The sequence below is a fragment of the Parapedobacter sp. genome, assembly GCF_053550995.1.
Window position 1 is genome coordinate 83,499 of record NZ_JBMQOC010000012.1, and the last position, 23,080, is coordinate 106,578.

A 23,080-nucleotide genomic window follows, 5' to 3' on the forward strand; every position below is an offset into this window, starting at 1 on the left:
GTTATGGGTGGTTTTCTTCCGTGGCCGACTGGTAAAATGGGTTTGAAGCAACCGCCTGAAGACCGGAGCCTGCTTGTCCTACATACCTTCGTGCGCTGACTAAAGTACGTGATTGGAAATCGCTGTAATTGGGAGCATGGGGTAGCATGCTGTTGATGCGTACGGTGCCAGCGGCATGGATAAATTCACCGTCGCCCAAATACAAAGCAACGTGGGTAATGCGTGCATCCGGCGACCGTCCTTTGCCCGATGCAAAAAAGAGCAGGTCTGCCGGGCGTAGGTTCCGAAGCGCCTTCTCGGTGTCCAACTCACCGGCCGATAGGATGTCGATGGGCTCGCCTACCAGCACCTGCTGCGAAGCATCCCGGGGAATGACCAAGCCATTCATGAAATAGGCTGTTTTCGTAAAACCACTGCAGTCAACGCCTTTTACGGAGGTACCCCCCCAAAGGTAGGGCACGCCCATCATCGATTTGGCAATGGTCAATACGTTTTCGGAGGTTACATTCCGTGTGCCCAACCATTCGTCAAACGGACGGACCAATTTATTGTCAACATATGCAAGGCGGCCGTCGGGATACTGCACATGGTAAAAGCTGCCCGACCGGTCCAACAAAGTCAGTAAATTGCCCATTACCAAGTCCGAAACGCGCAGCGATTGATGGTCGGGCTTCGTATAGGAATGCCCGAAATCAGCTGTAACGATCACTTTCTTGGCCGATTTCCATTGTTTCACCTCCATCGGCGTCATGGGGGTGACGGAAGAGGTGGCAACCCAAGCAATGTACCCTTCCGGCGTGCGGACACGATAATAACCGTGTTGGCGCTGAAGCAAATCAACCATCGTTCCGAGCAATACCTGCGATGCCAATTCGGCTTGGTTTCGTGGCATCACCCGTAAATTCGCAACAGAGAGGTTAACCACACCCGAAACATTCTCGCCCACACTACTATCGGGCAATACATTTATCGTTATATTTGTTTCAGCAATGTGATGTTCGGCTAGCCGTTGGTGGAAAGAAGGCAAGGCTTCCGATTCCGTGGTAATCACTTGGTAATGGCCCGGCAGGCTATCATCCAGCGGTTGCAGTTCAAAGAGGGCGGTCCGTTTGTCCGGAGCATATTTGGTTTTTATTTCTTCGGCAATGTGCGTGATTTTGATGTATTCGGCAGAATCCTGCAAACGGACCTGTGCTTGGGCGGTTAAGGTGGAAAAGCAATAAAAAAGTGGCAACAGAAATGTATAGTGGGTTTTCATTCTCAGATATGTTTCACACGAAGTTAAGTGATAATTCGCTATTGTACAATTTTTTATGATAAAAAGGTGATAGGCGATAAAATTGCCGCAAGAATATGCAAATAGCCGGCTTCACACCGGCAAACCGGACCGCCGGTGGCCAGGCACCGTGCAATAGCATGTCATGGGTCTGAAGCGGAACGCAACACACGAAAAAGTAAAAGATGATCGACAGAAGGACTTTTATAAAAACCGGAACCATCGGTGCTTCGGTGCTTTCGATAGGCGCGATAGCGACGGCCTGCGCGGATGGGCAAACCTCCAAGGGTGCAGCCAACAAACCCATCGTAATCTCGACATGGGATTTCGGCGTGGCGGCTAACCAGGCTGCTTGGTCCATATTGAAAGAAGGCGGACGCGCTTTGGATGCGGTGGAAGCAGGCGTGCGCGTGCCGGAGGCCGACTTGTCAAACCTCACCGTTGGCAAAGGTGGTTATCCCGACCGTGATGGCCATGTCACACTGGATGCATGCATCATGGATGATAAGGGTAATTGTGGGTCCGTCGCCGCCCTGGAACATATCGGCCATCCGATTTCCGTGGCCCGATTGGTGATGGAAAAGACACCGCATGTGATGCTCGTTGGTGAAGGGGCCTTGCAGTTTGCCCTAGAAAGCGGGTTTGAACGGGAGCAACTCCTCACACCCGAAAGCGAGGCGGCTTGGAAAGCTTGGCTTAAGGAAGGTAAATACGAGCCTGTCATCAACATCGAGAATAAATCATTCGCCACCGATAGGCTACCAGGCAACCGGTATAACCACGATACGATCGGTATGCTGGCGTTGGATAGCAGTAATAACCTTTCCGGCGCATGTACTACCAGCGGTATGGCATTCAAAATGCGGGGCCGGGTAGGGGACAGCCCCATTATTGGCGCAGGTCTTTATGTGGATAACGAGGTGGGGGGTGCCACCGCCACGGGTGTGGGCGAAGAGGTGATCCGCACGGTGGGCAGCTTTTTGGTTGTGGAGTTGATGCGGCAGGGGTTGTCACCGCGTGACGCATGCCGTGAAGCGGTGGAGCGCATCATCAAAAAGAAACCCGAAACAGCAAAGAAAATCCAGGTCGGGTTCCTAGCACTGAATAAGAACGGCGAATATGGTGCGTTTTCGCTGCAAAAGGGATTCTCTTATGCCGTTTGCGATGCACGGCAGCAAGACTTGCTGGTGGATGGGGAGCACGCCTTCGGATAATCCGTTAATACACGGACCTGATTTGCTAAGCAAGCTTATCGATTGCCCGCTGTGTTCTTCGATAGGCCCATCGCTCCTTGAAATCGAGCCATTTTTGGCCCCTTATCTTGCGCATGGAATTGTCAACAAGTCGCATTACGAATACATTGTAAAGCATGTGTGCTAGCCGCCGGGGTGTGCGCGGCAACGCGCGCAACGTCATCGAAAAGCCGCCGTCGAGGTAGGTGATGTAATGCCACCACCCACTCGGCATATAGAGTGCATCGCCGTGTTTCATATGTACTTCATACCCCTTTACGTTCTTCAGTGCCGGGTATCGCTCAAAGTCGGGGTTGTCCAGGTCGATCTTGTCGATGTTATGTATGGAGAACGGCACCTTGTACAGGTTTTTGCTCTGGTCGGGCCCGAAAAGCACCACACGCTTGTTGCCTTCGAAATGGATGTGTAGGTTATCGGGCAAATCGATGTCGTAATGGGGGAATACCTTGGACAATCCGCCACCAAAGAAAAGGGCGGGTAACCGTTTGAAAAACTTCAGCCCGATATCGGGATACTCGAAATCTTCGAGCAACTGGGGGCAATGGTCCTTTAGCGTGTAGAAGAAGATCCGAAGGTCGGTGGGCTCGGTTTTGAGTAGATCGATATAGTCGCCAAACCGCATTTTCATGACCGGTTCATACACGCTTTCTTTCCCTTCCGCGGGCTTATTATTATATAATGGGATGGTTTGCTCGCCTGCCAGGGCTTTGATGTGGTCAAAGGTCCATTTTCCGTTCCACGCATCCGTGAGGTTTTCAATGAGTACCGGTCGCTGTGGGTGATGGTACCGTTCGAGGAACGCGGCCTTTGGTGGTGGCGGTATACGTTCCAGGGGTTCGAGATTAAGCGCTGCCATATGCATCGGGGGGTTAATCCGTTTTTTCATTGATTTTCTGTAATAGGTAGTCCCTGCCCAAGATTTCCGAACAGGTCAACACCGCGCAGATGGTTACTCCGAGGATGCCGTGCATGTTGACGCTTTGTCCGGTGAGCAAAAGATTTTTGACCTTGGTGCGCGGTGGAAGACTGTTTTTGAGTGGCTGATTAGCGTCTTTTACGAAACCGTACATCCCACCTGTTTCACTGCCAATATAATCGCGGTAGGTCAGCGGGGTGGATGCATAGGTTGCGCGGATATGCTGCCGTAGGTTGGGGAACTTCTTTTCCAGCTCGTCAAGCATGGCTTCCGTTTTCCGTTGTTTGAATTGTTCATAGTCCTCGCCGCGGTAACCTGTCGATGCAACCGTGTTGTGGGTCGTAGCCCATTCGGCCACCTCTTCGTATCGCATGTACGTAAATACGGTCATCCCCTCCGCCCATTTCTCATGTGCACTTTTCGCGTTCATAGATACCATGTATCCCGTTGGCCAATCCGCTTCCTGGTAATTTATACTACCCCATACACTGGCCTCGTCTTTGAAATGGTAGAAATTGTGGTTGAGATAAGGTATCCGTCCCGGTCTCAGCACAATATAGAGGCTGAATGATGAAATGGTGTTTTCCGCCTGCTGAATATGGTTGGTGTATGATTTGCGCATGGGGTAATCCCCCATTAGACGAAGGGTCTGCTTCGGGTCGATGTTGGATATGAATGTGTCTGCCCGATACACATGCCCGTCGGTAGTGGATAACGACCGCAACAGGTTGCCTTCTATGTGGAACTGGGACACCTCTTTATACTTGAGGGTTTTGCCGCCATGTTTGTGGATTTCCCTGATGAGCAGTTTGGCAATCTGCCCGCCTCCGTTTATGCATCGCCAAGCACTTTCGATGTAAGAATTGGTGGAGAGTGCGTGCACATAGAAAGGGGTCTTGTCGGCCACGCCGGCGTATAATAGGTTCGCACCGGCTAATACGGCACGCAATTTCGGGTGGGTCGTGCAGCTGTTTATCACCTCCTGCGCTTTCAAACCAAGCACTCCCTCATTCCATTGGTAAGCGTCTTTGCCGTTGAGGTGATAAAGTGGGAATTGCTTGCAAACCGCTTGCATACGCGCGTAAAACTGCGTGATGCCCTGTCGTTCATGGGGGAAATAATAACAGAGCTGATCGATAAAGTTCGCGCCGCCCTGTGCGTAAGGGTACTCGTTCGGGTCGTTGTCGAAAGTAATCCGGTCAAACCCGTCTTCATCCATCCGCTGAAGGCGTAACTTGTCGGCAATACCGAGATAGTTGAAATACTGGTAAAGGTTTTGGCCTTTTGCCAAGCCACCTATGTAATGGACACCGGTATCGAAAATACACCGGTTGCGGACGAATGTTTGGAGGTTGCCGCCGTATTGCTTGTTTTTCTCCAATACCAAAACGCTGAGCCCTTCTTTGGCCAAAATCGTGGCGCAGACGAGCCCCCCTAGGCCGCTGCCGATGACGATGATATCAAACGATTCGCGCATGCTGCGGTAAAGATAAGGATTTGTTGAATGCGATTTCCGCTTTACCGGATTGCGTATAAGAGTTAATTTAGCTAGGTTTGGGTCAACAAAACAATCAAAAGAACCATGGGTAAAACTTGCCAGTTAGAGATTTGTGCCAATTCGGTATTGTCAGCTTTGAATGCGCAGGAGGGGGGCGCCGACCGTGTGGAGTTTTGCCAGAACCTGGAGGCGGGTGGAACGACGCCGTCGTTGGGGCAGGTGTGGACCGCCCGCGCGTTGCTGTCGATAGGCATGCATACGCTTATACGGCCGCGCGCTGGCGATTTCCTGTACACCGATATCGAGTTTTCAGAGATGAAAGCGGATATCATGTCTTGTAAAGAAGCGAAATGCGATGGGGTGGTTATCGGTATATTGCTGGCGGATGGACAGGTTGATGCCGTACGTATGGCTGAACTGATTGCGCTTGCCCGACCCATGCAAGTGACCTTTCACCGGGCATTCGACCGCTGCCGGGATCCTTTCGAAGCCCTGGAGGTCATTATCGGTTTGGGTTGCGACCGCCTGCTCACATCGGGCTTGAAAGACACCGCGGCGGAAGGTGCCGAAACCATCGCGCGACTGGTTGGACAGGCCAATGGCAGGATCGAGGTGATGCCAGGTTCGGGTATCAATGAAGGGAACATCCTGCAAATCGCTGCATCGACGGGGGCCTCGTCGTTCCATACTTCGGCCAAGGTAGAAATGGAAAGCGCGATGGATTATATCGGTGGTGAGGTAGGAGGGATGGGCGATACCGTTTGGGTATCTGCAAAAGAAAAAATCCGCCATTTGGCGGATATGCTAAAAAGTCGTTATTAGAAAAAACCGAACCAAACGGTAAGCTATTTTTTCAATGCTGTTTCCAGTTTGTCGAGGACTGCATTGTTCTTGACAATCTGGCTGTTGGCTGGCATTTTGGAACGGCTGCCCGTTTCAAGGTTACGACCAAGTTTCAAAAACTGTACGTCGTTCTTGGCCACGCCCTTATTTCTTCTGTCTTTTCTTTTTAAGCGTGTAACTCCCATTTTCTTATTCTTTTGTCATAAAAACGAGGTCGGAAGCGGATTCGAACCGCTGTAAAAGGTTTTGCAGACCTCTGCCTAGCCACTCGGCCACCCGACCCTTTCGCTAAAGGTCTGCAAAGCTAAGATAAATTATTGAGAATAGGAAAGGTGATAGCCATATAATTGAGACGAAATAACGTGTCTTTTGCGTCGCCGATGGTCAGTGTACCATAATCCATACACTTTGTAAACTGGCTTGTTTGGAAAATACAAGGCTGATAATTAATTGATTAGGTCGATGCTGCCAATCGTGGCGCATATCTTGTAATTCACAGGCTAGGTTTTAAATACATATTGGAACGAAAAAGGAGAAAACAAAAATGAAAAAGTTATTATCAGTATTACTTGGTTTAGGTATCTCAATTGGCGCTTTCGCACAGGAAACCAGTTTTGGTGTGAAGGCCGGCGTGAATCTCGGGAAGTATAGCAACGTGCCGGATGATGTGAAAGACTACCAGAAAATGAACCCGTCTTTTTATTTGACCGGATATGCGGATCTGCCTGTGGCCCCACAGTTCTCCATTCAACCGGGGATTTCCTTACAGGGTAAAGGAGCCAAGTATTCGTACGACGGCAATGATATGGACGGGAGCATTACCACGAACGTGATGGCATTGGAAATTCCGGTGAATGCCGTTTATTACATTCCCACGGGTGGTGCCGGATCCGTATTCTTAGGGGCTGGCCCGTACGCCGCTTATTCGCTGAGTGGAAAGGTGAAAGCTAAGGGGAATGTAGGCGATATCGTCGGAGGAGAGAACGAGTACGATATGGATTTCGGTGGTGATGACCGGGACCAGAATGCCTTTGATTTCGGGTTGAACTTTATGGCGGGCTACCGGTTGGCTGGTGGGTTCACCATCAACGCGGGCTATGGTCTTGGTTTAGCCAACTTGTCGCCAAGCGATAACAGCGACAACAAATTTTCCAACAGGGTGTTGTCCTTCGGCGTAGGTTTTCAGTTGTAAAGACACCCGCCCTAAAAACAAAAAGGCCGGTCGCGTTCAAAACGGGACCGGCCTTTTTTGTTACCATGAAACCGTCACACCTTGATTTCAACTTCGACACCGCTGGGCAGTTCGAGCTTCATCAGCGCGTCTACCGTTTTGGAGTTGGAGCTGTAGATGTCTAACAGTCGCTTATACGCACAGAGCTGGAATTGTTCACGCGCCTTTTTGTTCACGTGCGGTGAACGCAAAACCGTGTATACTTTCTTTTCTGTCGGCAAGGGAATGGGACCGCTTACCACAGCACCTGTGGGCTTTACCGTTTTGACGATTTTCTCGGCAGATTTATCCACCAAGTTGTAATCGTACGATTTCAATTTGATTCTGATTCGTTGGCTCATGTTATTTAGTTAAAAGTGAAGGCTGCCCGTTAGAGCTATTTACAACCAAGCAGCCTATGGTATTAATTAAGCGTTTACTTTTCCTTTTGCCTTGGCAATCACTTCATCCTGGATGTTGCGAGGTGCCTCTGCGTAGTGGTCGAATTCCATCGTCGAGGTGGCGCGTCCGGAAGTGATGGTACGCAATTGCGTAACGTAGCCAAACATTTCGGAAAGCGGTACCAATGCCTTGATGACCTGGGCACCTGCGCGGGTGTCCACACCCTGCAACTGTCCGCGGCGGCGGTTAAGGTCGCCCATTAGATCAGCCATGTTCTCTTCCGGTGTAAGCACCTCGATCTTCATGATGGGCTCCATCAATACCGGCTGGCATTTCGGAAGCGCCTCACGGAATGCCGAACGGGCGCAGATTTCGAAAGAGAGTGAATCGGAGTCGACCGCGTGGAACGAACCGTCAATTAAACGTACTTTCATGCTAGATAGCGGATATCCGGCCAACACGCCGTTTGTCATCGACGATTCGAATCCTTTTTGCACGGAAGGAATATATTCTTTCGGGATAGAACCACCCACAATTTCGTTGACGAATTGCAATGGCGACTTGGTGAGGTCGTAATCGGCATCCACGGGAGAAATAACTACCTGGATATCGGCGAATTTACCACGGCCACCCGTTTGCTTCTTGTATGTTTCCCGGTGCTGGGTCGTTCCGTTAATGGATTCCTTATAGGCTACCTGGGGTGCGCCTTGGTTCACTTCTACCTTGAATTCACGCTTCAACCGATCGATGAGAATATCGAGGTGGAGTTCGCCCATACCGGAAATAACCGTTTGGCCGGTCTCCTCGTCAGACTGAACGCGGAAGGTCGGGTCCTCTTCAGCGAGCTTACCCAAGGCCACACCCAGCTTGTCCACGTCGGCCTGTGTTTTTGGCTCAATGGCCAAACCGATAACCGGCTCGGGGAAATTCATCGACTCCAATACGATGGGGTTTTTCTCATCGCAGAGGGTATCGCCGGTTTTGATATCTTTAAAGCCAACCACGGCACCGATGTCGCCTGCACCGATATTGGCAATCGGATTTTGTTTGTTGGCATGCATCTGGAATATCCGTGAAATCCGTTCCTTATTATCTGAACGTGTGTTGAACACGTAGGAACCCGCTTCCAAATTACCGGAATATACCCGGATAAAGCAGAGACGGCCCACAAACGGGTCGGTTGCAATTTTAAATGCCAATGCCGAGAAGGGTTCCTTCACATCCGGCTTACGTATAATCTCCTGCTCCGTACGTGGATCAGTGCCTTTTACAGCTTCTTGGTCGAGCGGTGAAGGCAACAACTCCATTACGAGGTCGAGCATGGTTTGTACCCCTTTGTTTTTAAAGGACGATCCGCAGACCATGGGTACGATCGAATTGTCGAGTACCGCCTTGCGCAGGGCGTCCAATACTTCGCGTTCGGTAATGGAATTGGGGTCGTCGAAGAATTTCTCCATCAACGACTCATCGTAGCTCGCTACAGACTCCAGTAGTGTCTCGCGCCATTGAGCTACATCATCTACCATATCGTCCGGAATAGGAACCTCGGTAAAGGTCATACCCTTATCTTCTTCGTTCCAGACAATACCACGATTGTTGATCAGGTCAACCACACCTTTGAAATTGTCTTCTGCACCGATAGGCAATTGCAACGGAACAGCTTCCGCACCAAGCATCTCCTTAACTTGCTTAACCACGTTGAGAAAATCAGCACCTGAGCGGTCCATTTTATTGACGAAACCAATACGTGATACTTTGTAGTTGTCGGCCAAGCGCCAGTTGGTTTCCGATTGTGGTTCCACCCCGTCTACGGCAGAGAACAAAAACACCAATCCGTCGAGTACGCGGAGGGAACGGTTTACTTCTACGGTGAAATCCACGTGCCCCGGTGTATCGATGATGTTGACGTTGTATTTATTACCACGGTAGTTCCAGAATACGGTGGTAGCCGCGGAGGTAATGGTGATGCCGCGTTCGGCCTCTTGAGCCATCCAGTCCATCGTAGATGCACCTTCGTGCACCTCGCCGATTTTGTGGTTAACCCCGGCGTAAAAAAGGATACGCTCGGTAGTGGTGGTTTTACCGGCATCGATGTGCGCGGCAATACCGATGTTTCTTGTGTATTTTAAATCCCTTGACATAATTGTTCTGAGATGATCCGCTGTATGCGGATGTGTTCGAATTTACACCATAAAAAACACACCGATTTTAGTGGATTGAATTACTTCCTCTAAGAATCGGTGTGAATTCATTGGTGCTGCTTTATTAATGCTTAAAACCGGAAATGCGAGAATGCCTTATTGGCTTCCGCCATCCGGTGGGTGTCTTCCTTTTTCTTGACGGCAGCACCTTCGCCTTTGGATGCGGAGATAATCTCGGCGGCCAGTTTTTCGTACATGGTCTTTTCGCCACGTTTGCGGGCGAAACTGATCAACCATTTCATGCCCAAAGCAACCTTACGTTCCGGACGGACTTCCGTAGGAACCTGGAAGTTGGCTCCACCTACACGGCGCGACTTCACTTCCACGGCAGGCATTACGTTGTTCAACGCTTTTTTCCAAGTTTCCAAGCCATTTTCATTGGTTTTCTTTTCCACCAAATCCATCGACTTATAGAATATGCTGTAGGCAAGTGATTTCTTGCCATCGATCATCATGTTGTTGACAAAGCGGGTTACCTGCGTTTCGTTAAACTTCGGGTCAGGCAGAATAATCCGTTTTTTTGGTTTTGACTTTCTCATCTTCTTGTCCTCCGTTTAATTATTTAGCCTGTCCTGGTTTAGGACGTTTTGTGCCGTATTTCGAGCGCCGTTGGTTACGTCCTGCAACGCCCGAGGTATCCAACGCACCACGGATAATGTGGTAACGCACACCCGGTAAATCCTTTACCCGTCCGCCGCGGATTAACACGATAGAGTGTTCCTGCAGGTTGTGGCCTTCGCCAGGGATGTAAGCGTTCACCTCTTTACCATTGGTAAGACGTACACGCGCCACTTTACGCATTGCTGAGTTTGGTTTTTTAGGGGTAGTGGTATACACGCGTGTGCACACGCCTCTTCGCTGTGGACAGCTGTCCAACGCTGGGGACTTACTCTTGTCTTCCAGAGCTACTCTACCTTTTCTAACTAATTGTTGAATAGTAGGCATTTACCTTTTTTTAATTTTTGCTTTTATCCTAAACTTATTTTAAGGACGGCAAAGGTAGATAGATTATTTTTGATTATCAAGGGGTTCGGTAAAAAAGTGCGCGCGGAATGCTGCCGTACTCATATTTCTTCGAGCACCACCTCGATACTGGTGTAATACAGCGTGGTTCTACCCTCAAAGCCTGAGTCGGTACCCACCACCAGCCAAAGTACCCCCTGATGGTCGGTTTCGGCAGAAAACCCACCGGTCCGTTCAATCGGGGTGTATATGTCGTCCGTTGTGCCGTTTGCCACATCGCCTATAACAACCATGTCGGTGCCATCTGTGCAGCATTGTTGTATTTTACCGATGTTCATGCGGTAAAAGTGCTGTTCATCGGGCGTGGAGACCGGCTTGTCGGCAGTCAGGCCGACACCGATGCCAACCGATTCGCCGGGAGCGCCGCCGGCACCCACTCCGCCGGTAGGTGCGTTGGATGCCAATCGTACGGTAAACCGCCCATGGTATCGAACGCCGGGTTTAAGTCCCTGCACCCGTTTGGTGAGGTACATGAAAAGATCATCGCTGCGGTTCATTCCGGAAACACGGTATGCCGATACCCCTCCATCCAGTGGTGCCGGTAACGGCGCTAGTCCCTCTTCCAGCTCATAAATTTCTGCGTTCTCGCCACTATATTCTGAGAAGCCCGCTTGCCAGCCGTCCTTGCCCGCGGAGAAGTCCGAATATACCGTAATCATTTGCTGGGTGCCTTCATTCTTCAGGCATGATGAAAAAACAAGTAACACGATACCGATCCCACTCAAGCGTAACTTTCTCATAAATATCTATCTATTATATATGCTATCCACTGTTCCGTAAAGACCAACCGATAAACCGGACGATTGTTTGGTAAAACATACCTGCAAAAAAAACAAAAACCTCCCGCGTTTAGGCGAGAGGTTGCATTTCTTTGTGTGGATCCGGAGAGATTCGAACTCTCGTCCAGCCATGGTACAGCGTACGCTTTCTACATGCTTAGCTTCCGTTTCATTGTCGGGAAAGGGAAGGCCGGATGCTTGCCTATACCGTTTTCCGTAGTTGCTTTATCTCGTCGGCCTGCCGCAACATCAGGCTAACCAGCTCCGTATTTCGATGCCCCTGATGCTACGCTACGGAACCAAGCATAAGCGGGACAAAAGCTGTGCTAATTCTAAATTAGGCAGCTAAGGCGTAGTTATTTTCGCCATTTATAAAGTTGAAAGTTGAGATTAAAGCGCCATACTCACAACGCGCTGCATGCTTACATAACCGTCTCCATCCTGTCAATTCCGGTCGGACCCTTGTTATGAAACCAAAGGCAAAGATACGGAATTTATCGGAAAAACAATCAGCTTTCAATCAACCGGCTATAGTAATTACGCATCGCTTCACTCAATTGGTGGCCGTGGGCATTCAGGTAAATCGGTAATGCCGATTTAAGGCCCTCCCAATCTTCACGCATTTCCATGAATTGGATGGGCATCCCATCGATGAGATAGGCAAGTTCCTTATGGGAATAGGTAGATTTGACGCTTTCAATGAGGGTTTCTAAATCGACGTTTTTCTTGTTGAGGTATGGAACGAACGCTTCGTCGAAAATGATGGAAGCCAGTATTTCTGCCGTTTTGCCCATGCCCAATACATCGTCTGCGGCATCCATGCCAGCCATCAAGATGGCAAAGCCTGGGTCTTTGCTGGTGTGGGTATGCTTCGCCAGTAACCGAATGGTCGACGGTGTCATCGGCGACCCTTGCGTATCCAGGTAAGCTTGCATCACGCGGGGCGCATTTCCCATATCGCCGGCATCGGAGGTGCCGGTAATCAGTTTTTCCAATAAGGCAACCGAACGATCGCCGTGGTCGAACCGGGCAAGTAGCGTATAATATTGTGTCTCGGGGTTAAGGGCACGTTTTATTTTTACCGCCAATTCGTATGGGTAGGGTTCATCAGCCACCCGGTGTACCCGTTCTTCCTGTGCATTGTAAATCAAGTATAGGTTTTGGGTGTCTGGATTCAACTGCTGTTCGATGACGAAGTATTCATCCAGGAATCGTGAAGTGTGCTTGTTCTCAAGGATATCCGTTGCCGTACCCGCATGGGACTGGCTGATGACGAGAATAAGTTTGCCTGTGGCTTTCGCCACTTCAACGGTCTCTTTTGCTGGACGAATAAATTCCTCGTGTTTAGCGCCCACTGCATAATTTAACATGGGAATGGATACCAATGCAATAATCAGGGTTTTCAATTTCATAACGTTCAATCTTTTTTTAAAAAACGTCGCAAAAGTGATTTTTTCCCTTTCGACCCATTGTAGGATTATGGCTACAACCCACGGGGAGTTTATTCCGTATAGTTGTATGCGGATGTGTTTGTTGCTGTGCTACAGTAGTTTAAGAACTGTCCAGTAGCCTGCTCGCCGGCAGGGTAGAAATGCAGCGTTGTGGATGTTTGCCGACAGGATGCTCAGCTCAGCCGGATGGAAACAGCATTTTTATGGGCTTGTAATCCCTCCAATTCAGCCAAAACCTCCACCGTGGGACCCAGTCGTTTCAACCCTTCCGCTGTAATGTGCTGGAAGGTGATTTTTTTGATGAAAGAGTCGACCGATACACCGGAATAAGAACGGGCGAAACCGCTGGTGGGTAATGTGTGATTGGTGCCTGAAGCGTAATCGCCTGCGCTCTCGGGCGTGTTGTGCCCCACGAATACAGAACCGGCATTTAGCACTTTCCGTAGGAGGGGCTGCCAGTCGTCGGTTTCGACAATCAGGTGCTCGGGTGCATACCGGTTGCTGAACGCAATGGCCTCATCCAACGTATCGCAAAAAATTGCGTACGAGTTGGCGATGGCTTTCGCCGCAATCGCGGCACGCGGCAAGTTACCGAGCTGCTCGGTAAGGGCACGCTGTACGTTGTCGATCAATTGCTGGTCTGTACATACCAATACAGCTTGGCTGTCGACCCCGTGTTCGGCCTGGGCAAGCAGGTCTGCGGCAACGTAGGAGGGGTCGGCGGTGTGGTCTGCGATGACCAGCACTTCAGACGGCCCAGCCGGCATGTCGATGCTTACCGGGGTGAGGCCCTGTACGAGGCTTTTTGCTTTCGTTACATATTGGTTCCCCGGCCCGAATATCTTATCTACCTTCGGTACGCTGGCTGTGCCATAGGCCATGGCAGCTATGGCCTGGGCTCCCCCTACGAGGTAAACCCGGTCGATCTGGAGCAATTGCAGGCAGTATGCTACATAGCCATTGATGCGGCCGTCGGCTTGAGGGGGCGAGCAAACCACGATCTCCTTGCAGCCGGCGATACGGGCGGGTATGCCGAGCATGAGCAGTGTGCTGGGCAGCACAGCCGAACCGCCGGGGATGTACAATCCTACGTTCTCGATGGGCCGAGGCTCACGCCAGCATTTCACACCGGGCATGGTCTCTACGGCCCGCTCCTTACGTTGCTGTGTTTCGTGAAAGCGATGGATGTTTGCAAAGGCGATTTCCAGGGCGCGCTGCTGTTCGCGCCCGATGGAGGCCGCCAATGTAGCGATCTCATCGGCTTCGAGGTAGAGGCGGTCCAGTTGTACGGCGTCAAACTTAGCTGCATAGTTCCTGAGCGCATGATCGCCGTTCGTACGCACGTCGTGGATAATGGCGGAGACCGACTGTTGTATCTCGTTCGATGGGTCGGTATTACGGTCGAGCAGGCGCTGGATGTCCTGCTCCTCAAGCGATGGGTATCGATACGTTTTCAGCATGGCGTAGTTACATGATGACTTTTTCTACGGGCATCACCACGATGCCTTGGGCACCGGCAGCTTTCAGCTTGTTGATTTTGTCCCAGAAATCCTGCTCGGAGATAACGGTGTGGACGGCTACCCAATTTTCTTCGGCCAACGGTACGATGGTCGGGCTTTTCACGCCCGGTAGCAGGGCAATAATCTCATCGAGGTTGCTGCGCTCTACGTTGAGTACCACGTATTTCGTTTCTGCCGCCCGCAGTACCGATTGGATACGCTGGATCAGTTCACGGACCACAGGGTTGCCATCGATGCCATTTTTGCTGATAAGGATAGCCTCAGATGTCATCACATCAGCAAACGGCTTGAGCCCATTGCTTCGCAGCGTGCCTCCGGTGGATACGATATCGAATATGGCATCGCTCAGCTCCAACGCCGGCGAAATTTCTACCGATCCGGAAATGGTACGGATATCAGTGGATAGGTTGTTTTCATCCAAGAATTTTTTGAGGATGGTCGGGTAGGAAGTTGCGATGGCTTTCCCATTCAAGTCGGCCAATTCCTTGAACTCGCTGTGTGTGGGGACAGCAATCTTGAGCCCACACTTACCAAATCCAAGCCTTTGGAGGTAACGCACGTTGGCTTCCGTTTCAACGATTATATTTTCGCCCACGATGCCGAGGTCGGCAATCCCGTCCTGCACATATTCAGGGATATCATCATCGCGGAGGAAGAGGATTTCCAACGGGAAATTGGCCACGGTAGTGATTAATGAGCTCTTGTAATTTTCGAAAGCCAGACCACAGTTTTTCAGCAGTTGCACCGATTTTTCGTTGAGTCTGCCTGATTTCTGTATGGCTATTTTGAGATTGTTCATATGATCATTTCGTTTTTTAAACGCTTACGGAGACCCACATGCCATTGACTACATTCGCAGATAGTTTCATGCAGGTTTCAAAGCGTTTTAATGATTAATACTAGGAGATAAAAACATCGGGTTTCAAATTGCTTCACGTAGAAACATACAAATTACATATCGCCGCAGTGGCGATGGTGGTGTATGAACGGATGGATGAAAGCAATCTGCATGTCTTCTATTGATAATCCATGAAGTTGGTGGGCAAATATATGATGTAAATGTGGGGTGTGCAAATTTTATATTGTTTTCTGCCTTCTTGTCGTTGTGGATTTTTTTGCCTTTGCCCCCGAGGCTTTCCGTCGCTGGCCGCGATAGGGTTTTGTTCTTCCCGCTCTATGCCGCGGAGGCATGGCACTTGGAATGCACCCAAGTGCCCAAGGTGCTTCGGCTCGCCATAGGTATGACGATGACGTTGAAGCATCGATAAGTCTGCGGTAGCTCCATTTGGCCATATGCAGTGGCGTCCGCTCGGAAGTGGGGCCGGCCCTGGCGCATTTGGACGTGCATGAATAAGCAAATGGTTGATAACTAGCCTGTTGATTCGCCTTCCTCATTTTATAAATCGATAAATTGTTTTAATTTCCCAAAAAATGTACTTTGGCTAAAAATAAGAGGTGATTATTTATGGCGAAGGATTCGACTAAACAACAAGAAACAGATGCAAACAGTGCGGCCCAACTGTTGGAAGAGGGCATGCACCACGTGAATAACCCGGTATTGGATTTGCCGGAGATTGTGAAGAACTACCTGGGCCCCGTAGCGGGGTTCCATCAAGAGCATAACAATTACTATTTCAGCGATGGCAGCGCCACCGTGGAAGTCAAGGTGGTAAGCGACGAAATCATCCGTGTCCGGCTTGCCCCCAGTGGCCAGTTTTTGGAAGACTTTTCGTACGCTGTTCCGAAAACCGACCAGCACGTCGCCGTGTACAACTTCGACGAGGACCAGCACGTGTACCGTGTCAAGACGAACACCGTGACCTGCGTGATCAACAAGGCAGACTTCCTCATTTCTTTCGAAGACCGGGAAGGGAAGGTGTATAACAAGGACCACTCGCCCATGCACTGGGAGGAAAACCCTGATTTCGGCGGCTACTACGTGTACAGCACCAAGGAGGCCATGGCCAACGAAGCGTTTTACGGGCTGGGCGACAAACCCACCCACCTCAACTTGCGGGGCGGCCGTTTCACCAATTGGAACTCGGATACCTACTCGTTCCAGTTCAACCAAGATCCACTATACCGCAGCATCCCTTTTTATATCGGCTTGCATGACGGTAATGCCTATGGTATCTTTTTCGATAACACGTTCAAAACCTATTTCGACTTCGCGGCCGAAGCGCAAGACCGAACGAGTTTCTGGTCAGAAGGGGGTGAACTGCAATACTACTATATCCACGGCCCCCATATGATGGATGTCGTGAAACGTTACCACAGCATCACCGGCACACACTACCTGCCCCCGCTATGGGCGCTCGGCTTTCATCAATGCCGTTGGAGCTATTATCCCGAAAGCAAGGTACGCGATCTGGCGAAGAACTTCCGTGACCGTAAAATCCCCTGTGATGCGATTTACCTCGATATCGACTACATGGATGGCTATCGGTGCTTTACGTGGAACAAACACTATTTTCCCGATCCGACCAAGATGATCAAGGAGCTCGCTGATGAGGGTTTCCGAACGGTGGTCATCATCGACCCAGGTATCAAGGTAGATGATAATTACTGGGTGTTCAAAGAAGGGAAGAAGAACCGCTACTTTTGCCGGCGGGGCGACGATTATTTCATGGAAGGTTACGTGTGGCCGGGGCGCTGCCAGTTTCCCGATTTTACCAATAAAGAGGTGCGCGAATGGTGGGGTGGCCTTTTCAAGGGTTTGGTCGAAGCCGGGGTAGCGGGGGTATGGAACGATATGAACGAGCCGGCAGTGTTCGGCCGGGGCACCTTCCCCAATGATGTACGCCACAATTTCGATGGCTACCGGGGCTCGCACCGCAAAGCACATAATGTATACGGCATGCAGATGGTGCGTGCTACCTACGATGGCCTCAAGAAGCTTTTCCAAAAAAAGCGGCCATTCACCATTACCCGGGCTGCCTATGCGGGCACACAGCGTTACGCTTCGGTGTGGACGGGCGATAACATAGCCACCTGGGAGCACCTGCGCCTGGGTGTGCTGCAGTTGCAGCGGCTGTCGGTATCCGGACTTCCCTTCTGTGGCACGGATATCGGCGGGTTCAGTGGCGAACCGGATGCCGAGCTCTTCACCCGGTGGATACAATTCGGCGTGTTCTCTCCTTTTATGCGGGCCCACTCCGCGGGCGATACCGCCGAGCGGGAACCGTGGAGTTTCGGCCCCGAGAGCGAGGCACTCAACAGGAAATTTATCGAACTGCGGTACAAACTGCTGGGGTATATCTACTCCGTGTTTTGGGAGCACACGAAATATGGATTTCCCATCCTCCGCCCGGTAACGATGGTTGAACAGCACTTGGACAGCAACATCCAGCGTGAAGAAGAATTTTGCTTCGGCGACAAGCTACTGGTATCGCCCGTATTGAATCCTGGCCAACAGCGTAAAAAGGTGTACCTGCCGCAAGGCACATGGTACGACTATTGGGATGGCACCCGCTTTGAAGGCGGCAAGGAACACGAAGTGGATACACCGATCGACAAAATGCCGATCTTCGTCAAGGCCGGCACCGTCCTGCCCGAGTACCCCGTCATGCAATATGTGCATGAAAAACGTATCGAATCGCTGAAGTTACGGGTATACCATACAGATAAGAAAACAAATTCGTACCTTTATGAAGACCACGGCGATACGTTTGCCTACGAGCAGCATATCTATTTGGAGAAGAAGTTCGTGGTAAAAGGTAGCTCCAAAGGCTTGACCATCGCGCAGCATATCGACGGACTGTATTCTGAGAAATACGAAACGTATGATCTGCATCTCGTTGCGTTACCGTTTGAGGTGAAGCAAGTGATGGTAGACGATAAGGTTGCAGCGTTTAAAAAGGTTGATGGCGGCCATTTTGCCGTCAACGTGCCCAAGGAATTCAGGAGTATAGTCATTGCTTAACCATTTAACCCAACGTTATGCAGCATTCGGTAGAAGTATATTCGTTATTTACGGATTTCGATGTTAGCCTTTTCCAAGCCGGCAAACATCATAAACTCTATGAGAAGTTCGGTGCGCATGCCCTGCTGCGGAACGGAAACCGGGGAACTTATTTTGCGGTATGGGCGCCCAATGCCGAATCGGTATCGGTCGTCGGTAATTTCAACGGCTGGAACCCCTATGCGCATACGTTGCTGGTACGTTGGGATGGATCGGGTATTTGGGAAGGGTTTATTCCCGGTGTGGGCGTGGGCGAACTGTACAAATACCACATCCGGTCGTACCAGGGCGAAACCTTGGAAAAAAGCGACCCCTTTGCCTTGACCTGCGAAGTGCCGCCAAAGACCGCATCGATCGTATCGACCACATGGTATGAATGGAGCGATGAGGAATGGATGCAATCCCGGCATGAACGCAATGGGCTCAATAAGCCCATCGCTGTTTATGAGTTGCACCTGGGGTCGTGGATACGTAGCCCGGATGATGCTGCGCGGTTGCTTGGCTACCGCGATGTCGCCGAGAAGCTGGTGCCGTATATCAAGGAAGCGGGTTTTACCCATGTAGAGCTGATGCCCGTCATGGAACACCCCTACTACCCTTCGTGGGGCTACCAGATTACCGGTTACTTCGCCGCGGCGTCACGTTACGGCGCGCCGCAGGATCTCATGTATCTCATTGAAGCGCTGCACCGCAATGGTATCGGCGTGCTGTTGGACTGGGTGCCCTCCCATTTTCCGGGTGATGCGCATGGCCTGTACCGTTTTGACGGAACGCACCTGTATGAGCACCAGGATCCACGCCAAGGCTTCCATCCCGATTGGGGTTCCTATATCTTCAATTACGGTCGCAATGAGGTACGTTCGTTCCTCATCAGCAACGCCGTATTCTGGTTGGATCGGTACCATGTGGATGGATTGCGTGTGGATGCGGTAGCTTCCATGCTTTACCTCGATTATTCCCGCAACGAAGGGGAATGGATACCCAACGAATACGGTGGCCGGGAAAACCTGCAAGCCATCGGTTTCCTGAAAGAACTGAATGAGGCGGTATATCGGTATTTCCCCGATGTTCAGACCGTTGCCGAGGAATCCACCTCCTGGCCGGGTGTAAGCCGGCCGGTGTACAGTGGTGGTCTCGGCTTCGGCATGAAATGGATGATGGGCTGGATGCATGATACGTTGGAATACTTCGGCCGCGACCCGCTATACCGTCAACATCACCATGGCCAGGTTACCTTCAGCATGTTGTATGCCTTCCATGAAAACTTCATGCTACCCCTCTCGCATGACGAAGTGGTGCATGGCAAAGGTGCAATGATCCAGAAGATGCCGGGCGATGAATGGCAACGGTTTGCCAACCTCCGTGCGCTATACCTTTACATGTATACCCACCCGGGCACTAAATTGCTCTTCATGGGATGCGAATTTGGGCAGACCACCGAGTGGAACTGCAACCAGTCGCTCGATTGGCACCTGATGCAATACGGCCCCCACCAGGGCGTCTTCGAATTGGTCAAGTCACTCAATTACCTGTACCGGGGTGAGCCGGCGCTGTACGAGCATAGTTTCAGCCCCGAGGGTTTTGAATGGATTGAATCCGGCGATTCGTCCAACTCCGTGATCGCCTATGCCCGGAAAGGGGTAAAGCCCGAAGACGACCTGCTCATCATCCTGAACCTGACACCGGTGGTACGGTATGCATACCGCTGCGGCCTTCCTGCCGAGGGCGAGTGGGCGGTGTTGCTGAACTCGGATGACAGCCGCTACCAGGGTAGCGGCACCGAACAAGCCGCGGTGAAGGCCGAGCCCATCCGATGGATGAATAAAGACTGGTCGGCGCTATTTACCCTGCCACCGTTGGCTGGGTTAGTACTAAAGCGAAACACCGAACAGCCTCCTGCCCGCAAGCAGGTGCGACAGAGTAAAAAAACGCCGCTTATCAAAGCCGAAAAGGCCGATAAGCCCACAGCGAAGCCAAAGAAAAAGCTGGCCAAAGAAACAAAAAAATAGCGGACACGATGGGGAAACGAACAACACATCGGACGGGTAAGCACATTATCCATTTGAGTGCCGAATGCTATCCGGTAGCCAAAGTAGGCGGACTCGGAGATGTGGTGGGGGCCCTGCCCAAATACCTGCGGCAGGCGGGCCTGCGCACCTCGGTGGTATTGCCGTGGTACAACAAGCCGTTTGTGCACCAGCATGCATTTGATGTGGTGTATACCGGTACCTTCCGCCAAGGGTCGCGATCATTGGAGATGACGGTGCTCAAAGAGCAAAAGGACGTGTTGGGTTTCGAGCTCTACCTGATTAAAATACCCGGTCTGCTCGACCGCGATGAGCCCTATGGGTATGCGGATGAAAGCGAGCAGTTTATGGCCTTCCAACATGGGTTCCTGCACTGGATCACCGATGCCGGTATGCTGCCGGATGTGGTGCATTGCCATGACCACCATACCGGTCTCATCCCTTTCTTGATGTATTATTGCGAGCAGTTTGCTGCGCTGAAGAACGTTCCTACCGTAGGCACCGTGCACAATGGGCAATACCAGGGTTGGATGGATTGGAACAAGGCCATCTTGCTGCCGCCTTTCGACACGTGGAAATGGGGGTTGCTGGATTGGGACAAAACCATCAACCCGTTGGCGGCATTGATCAAATGCTGCACCGCGTTTACCACCGTGTCCGAAGGTTATCTCGGCGAACTCATGACGCAGGCTAACGGCTTGGAGCACCTTTTTGCCATGGAGCGCGACAAAGGCGTCGGTATTGTCAATGGTATCGATACGGCCGTTTGGGACCCGGCGCGCGATGAGATGCTGCCGCACCATTATACGCTGAGCCGGGTGCAGGCGGGTAAAAGTAAAAACAAAGCCTTCCTGTGCGATGCCTATGGCCTTGACCCGAAGAGGCCACTCGTGGCCTATATTGGCCGCTTCGCCGGTGAGAAAGGCGCCGACCTCCTGCCGGATATCATCGAGCGCCTGTTGGGCCGCGAAGATGCCGAGCTATCCATCATGGTGCTGGGGTCGGGTGATCCGCAGGTGCAGGCAGCGATTGCGTACCTTGCCGAACAATATCCCGGCAAGATGGGGGCGTACATCGGCTACCAGGAAGAGTTGTCGCATCGTATCTATGCGGCGGCAGATTGCCTGATCATGCCTTCGCGCGTGGAGCCCTGCGGGCTGAATCAACTGTATGCGATGCGCTACGGCACGGTACCCATTGTGCGGAGCACCGGCGGACTGAAGGATACGGTGCGCGACATCGGAGAGCCCGAAGGGTATGGCATTGCCTTCGCGGATGCCAATGCCGCCGATGCCGCCCGAGCCATCGGCCGGGCGCTGGAACTGTATGCCGACCGGCAGCGGATGCAGCAGCTGCGGAAGCAATTGATGGCGCTCGATTTCTCGTGGGACAAATCGGCCGTTTCCTATATGAATCTTTATAAAAATATAACCCAATAGATTATGATCAAGCACAGTGTAATATCCGTAGTATTGGGGGGCGGCAAGGGAACGCGCCTCTATCCGTTGACCGAAAAACGCTCGAAACCAGCAGTGCCGATCGCCGGCAAATACCGCTTGGTGGATATCCCCATTTCCAATTGCCTCAATTCGGGCTACCATCGTATCTATGTGCTTACCCAGTTTAATTCGGCTTCGCTCAATACCCATATCAAAAACACGTACAATTTCAGCCTGTTCAGCAAAGGCTTCGTCGATATTCTGGCGGCCGAACAAACCAATGACGGAGAGCGTTGGTACCAAGGCACGGCCGATGCGGTGCGGCACCTGATGCGCTACCTGAAACACCACGATTATGAGCATGTGCTCATCCTGTCGGGTGATCAGCTGTATCAGCTTGATTTCCAGGAGATGATCCAGTCGCACATCAAGGCGGGCGCGGAGATTTCCGTGGCGACTATTCCCGTGAATGCCAAGGACGCCACCTCATTCGGTATCCTCAAATCTGACGATGAGGGGAACATCACCTCATTTATCGAGAAACCAAACAGTTCGCTTCTGCCCGATTGGGTATCCGAAGTAAGCGGCGAGATGAAAGCTGCGGGGAGGGAGTACCTGGCCTCGATGGGCATTTACGTATTCAATAAAGAAGTACTCCGCCAGTTATTGGCAGAGAGCGACGGTGTAGATTTTGGCAAGGAGCTTCTGCCCGAATCCATCGGCCGCCGCCGGGTACACAGCTATCAATATCCGGGGTATTGGACCGATATTGGTACGATCGGCTCGTTTTTCGAAGCGAATATCGGCCTCACGGATGACATTCCGTCGTTTAATCTCTTCGATAAGGATACCATCTTTACCCGCCCCCGTATGCTGCCGCCGTCCAAAGTATCGGGTACCCGGTTGGATAAGGTGGTAGTGGCTGACGGTTGTATCATCGCGGCCGAGGAAATCGAACGCTCGGTTATCGGCGTACGGTCGCGCATCGGGGCAGGCACCGTAATCAAAGCTACCTATATGATGGGCTGCGATTTTTACCAGACACTGGATGAAATCGACCAAGCACACGAACAAGGGATCCCGCTGGCGGGCATCGGAGAGAATTGCTACATCGAGAATGCCATCATCGATAAGAACTGCTGTGTCGGGAATAATGTCCGTATCGTGGGTGGAGCCCACTTGGACGATGGCGACTTCGAGACCCACGTTGTACGCGATGGCATCGTGGTCACCAAAAAGCGGGCGATCATACCGAGTGGTACAGTGATTGGGTAGCTATTC

The 23,080-nt window shown here is 51.4% G+C and carries 19 protein-coding genes, 1 tRNA gene and 1 other RNA gene; 7 read left to right on the plus strand and 14 right to left on the minus strand.

Annotated features, from left to right (window positions below; translation table 11 throughout):
* Position 1 precedes the first annotated feature (1 nt).
* Positions 2-1,258: an NlpC/P60 family protein gene (locus tag ACO1NT_RS01645; RefSeq protein ID WP_449046619.1), complete on the minus strand. Its 1,257-nt coding sequence runs from the start codon at positions 1,256-1,258 to the stop codon at positions 2-4.
* 203 nt (positions 1,259-1,461) lie between these two features.
* Here ACO1NT_RS01645 and ACO1NT_RS01650 point away from each other — a divergent pair, with 203 nt between their 5' ends.
* Positions 1,462-2,490, plus strand: coding sequence for a N(4)-(beta-N-acetylglucosaminyl)-L-asparaginase (locus ACO1NT_RS01650; protein ID WP_449046620.1), 1,029 nt, complete (start codon positions 1,462-1,464; stop codon positions 2,488-2,490).
* A 25-nt stretch (positions 2,491-2,515) separates the two neighbouring features.
* Here ACO1NT_RS01650 and ACO1NT_RS01655 read toward each other — a convergent pair whose 3' ends face one another.
* Positions 2,516-3,415 carry a cupin-like domain-containing protein gene (locus ACO1NT_RS01655; RefSeq protein WP_449046622.1) on the minus strand — a complete coding sequence of 300 codons (900 nt, stop codon included), beginning with the start codon at positions 3,413-3,415 and terminating at the stop codon, positions 2,516-2,518.
* Positions 3,399-4,922 carry a phytoene desaturase family protein gene (locus tag ACO1NT_RS01660; RefSeq protein ID WP_449046623.1) on the minus strand — a complete coding sequence of 508 codons (1,524 nt, stop codon included), beginning with the start codon at positions 4,920-4,922 and terminating at the stop codon, positions 3,399-3,401. Before ACO1NT_RS01660 ends, ACO1NT_RS01655 begins: the two co-directional genes overlap by 17 nt.
* A 105-nt stretch (positions 4,923-5,027) precedes the next feature.
* Between ACO1NT_RS01660 and ACO1NT_RS01665 the strand changes: the two genes are divergently transcribed.
* Positions 5,028-5,765 carry a copper homeostasis protein CutC gene (locus ACO1NT_RS01665; RefSeq protein WP_449046624.1) on the plus strand — a complete coding sequence of 246 codons (738 nt, stop codon included), beginning with the start codon at positions 5,028-5,030 and terminating at the stop codon, positions 5,763-5,765.
* Positions 5,766-5,788: 23 nt separating this feature from the next.
* On the opposite strand, the gene ACO1NT_RS01670 is transcribed toward ACO1NT_RS01665, so the two are convergent.
* The gene (locus ACO1NT_RS01670; protein WP_449046626.1) at positions 5,789-5,971 is read right to left on the minus strand and encodes a spore protein; all 183 of its coding nucleotides are present in this window, start codon (positions 5,969-5,971) and stop codon (positions 5,789-5,791) included.
* Between the two features lie 26 nt (positions 5,972-5,997).
* Positions 5,998-6,068 (minus strand) — tRNA-Cys (locus tag ACO1NT_RS01675).
* Positions 6,069-6,330: 262 nt separating this feature from the next.
* Here ACO1NT_RS01675 and ACO1NT_RS01680 point away from each other — a divergent pair.
* Complete coding sequence (locus ACO1NT_RS01680; protein WP_449046627.1) at positions 6,331-6,978, plus strand: porin family protein; 648 nt, start codon at positions 6,331-6,333, stop codon at positions 6,976-6,978.
* Positions 6,979-7,052: 74 nt separating this feature from the next.
* Here ACO1NT_RS01680 and rpsJ read toward each other — a convergent pair whose 3' ends face one another.
* The 9 genes from rpsJ to hisG all read right to left on the minus strand — a co-directional run bounded on the left by rpsJ (position 7,053) and on the right by hisG (position 15,171).
* Entirely contained in the window at positions 7,053-7,358 is a 306-nt protein-coding gene (gene rpsJ / locus ACO1NT_RS01685; RefSeq protein ID WP_090632042.1) for a 30S ribosomal protein S10, read from the minus strand.
* A gap of 66 nt (positions 7,359-7,424) precedes the next feature.
* The gene (fusA, locus tag ACO1NT_RS01690; RefSeq protein WP_449046628.1) at positions 7,425-9,539 is read right to left on the minus strand and encodes an elongation factor G; all 2,115 of its coding nucleotides are present in this window, start codon (positions 9,537-9,539) and stop codon (positions 7,425-7,427) included.
* Positions 9,540-9,670: 131 nt separating this feature from the next.
* Positions 9,671-10,138 carry a 30S ribosomal protein S7 gene (gene rpsG, locus ACO1NT_RS01695; RefSeq protein WP_449046630.1) on the minus strand — a complete coding sequence of 156 codons (468 nt, stop codon included), beginning with the start codon at positions 10,136-10,138 and terminating at the stop codon, positions 9,671-9,673.
* A 19-nt stretch (positions 10,139-10,157) separates the two neighbouring features.
* Positions 10,158-10,544 (minus strand): 30S ribosomal protein S12, encoded by a 387-nt coding sequence (gene rpsL / locus ACO1NT_RS01700; RefSeq protein WP_257657656.1) that lies wholly within the window; start codon positions 10,542-10,544, stop codon positions 10,158-10,160.
* 119 nt (positions 10,545-10,663) lie between these two features.
* A complete protein-coding gene (locus ACO1NT_RS01705; RefSeq protein WP_449046631.1) occupies positions 10,664-11,362 on the minus strand; it encodes a hypothetical protein in 699 nt (232 codons plus the stop codon).
* 133 nt (positions 11,363-11,495) lie between these two features.
* Positions 11,496-11,863, minus strand: a transfer-messenger RNA (tmRNA) gene (ssrA, locus tag ACO1NT_RS01710).
* A gap of 47 nt (positions 11,864-11,910) precedes the next feature.
* Positions 11,911-12,813: a hypothetical protein gene (locus ACO1NT_RS01715; protein WP_449046632.1), complete on the minus strand. Its 903-nt coding sequence runs from the start codon at positions 12,811-12,813 to the stop codon at positions 11,911-11,913.
* A 212-nt stretch (positions 12,814-13,025) separates the two neighbouring features.
* Positions 13,026-14,312, minus strand: a complete 1,287-nt coding sequence (gene hisD, locus ACO1NT_RS01720; protein ID WP_449046633.1) for a histidinol dehydrogenase — start codon at positions 14,310-14,312, stop codon at positions 13,026-13,028.
* 7 nt (positions 14,313-14,319) lie between these two features.
* Positions 14,320-15,171, minus strand: coding sequence for an ATP phosphoribosyltransferase (hisG, locus tag ACO1NT_RS01725; RefSeq protein WP_449046634.1), 852 nt, complete (start codon positions 15,169-15,171; stop codon positions 14,320-14,322).
* A gap of 666 nt (positions 15,172-15,837) precedes the next feature.
* Here hisG and ACO1NT_RS01730 point away from each other — a divergent pair.
* Genes ACO1NT_RS01730 through ACO1NT_RS01745 form a run of 4 tightly spaced genes read left to right on the plus strand, consistent with a single transcriptional unit; the run spans position 15,838 to position 23,074 of the window.
* Positions 15,838-18,294 carry a glycoside hydrolase family 31 protein gene (locus ACO1NT_RS01730; RefSeq protein WP_449046636.1) on the plus strand — a complete coding sequence of 819 codons (2,457 nt, stop codon included), beginning with the start codon at positions 15,838-15,840 and terminating at the stop codon, positions 18,292-18,294.
* A gap of 17 nt (positions 18,295-18,311) precedes the next feature.
* Complete coding sequence (gene glgB, locus ACO1NT_RS01735; protein WP_449046638.1) at positions 18,312-20,342, plus strand: 1,4-alpha-glucan branching protein GlgB; 2,031 nt, start codon at positions 18,312-18,314, stop codon at positions 20,340-20,342.
* Positions 20,343-20,350: 8 nt separating this feature from the next.
* On the plus strand, positions 20,351-21,799 hold the full coding sequence (locus ACO1NT_RS01740) for a glycogen synthase (protein ID WP_449046639.1): 1,449 nt from the start codon (positions 20,351-20,353) through the stop codon (positions 21,797-21,799).
* Positions 21,800-21,805: 6 nt separating this feature from the next.
* Positions 21,806-23,074, plus strand: a complete 1,269-nt coding sequence (locus tag ACO1NT_RS01745; protein ID WP_449046657.1) for a glucose-1-phosphate adenylyltransferase — start codon at positions 21,806-21,808, stop codon at positions 23,072-23,074.
* The last annotated feature ends 6 nt before the right edge of the window (positions 23,075-23,080 follow it).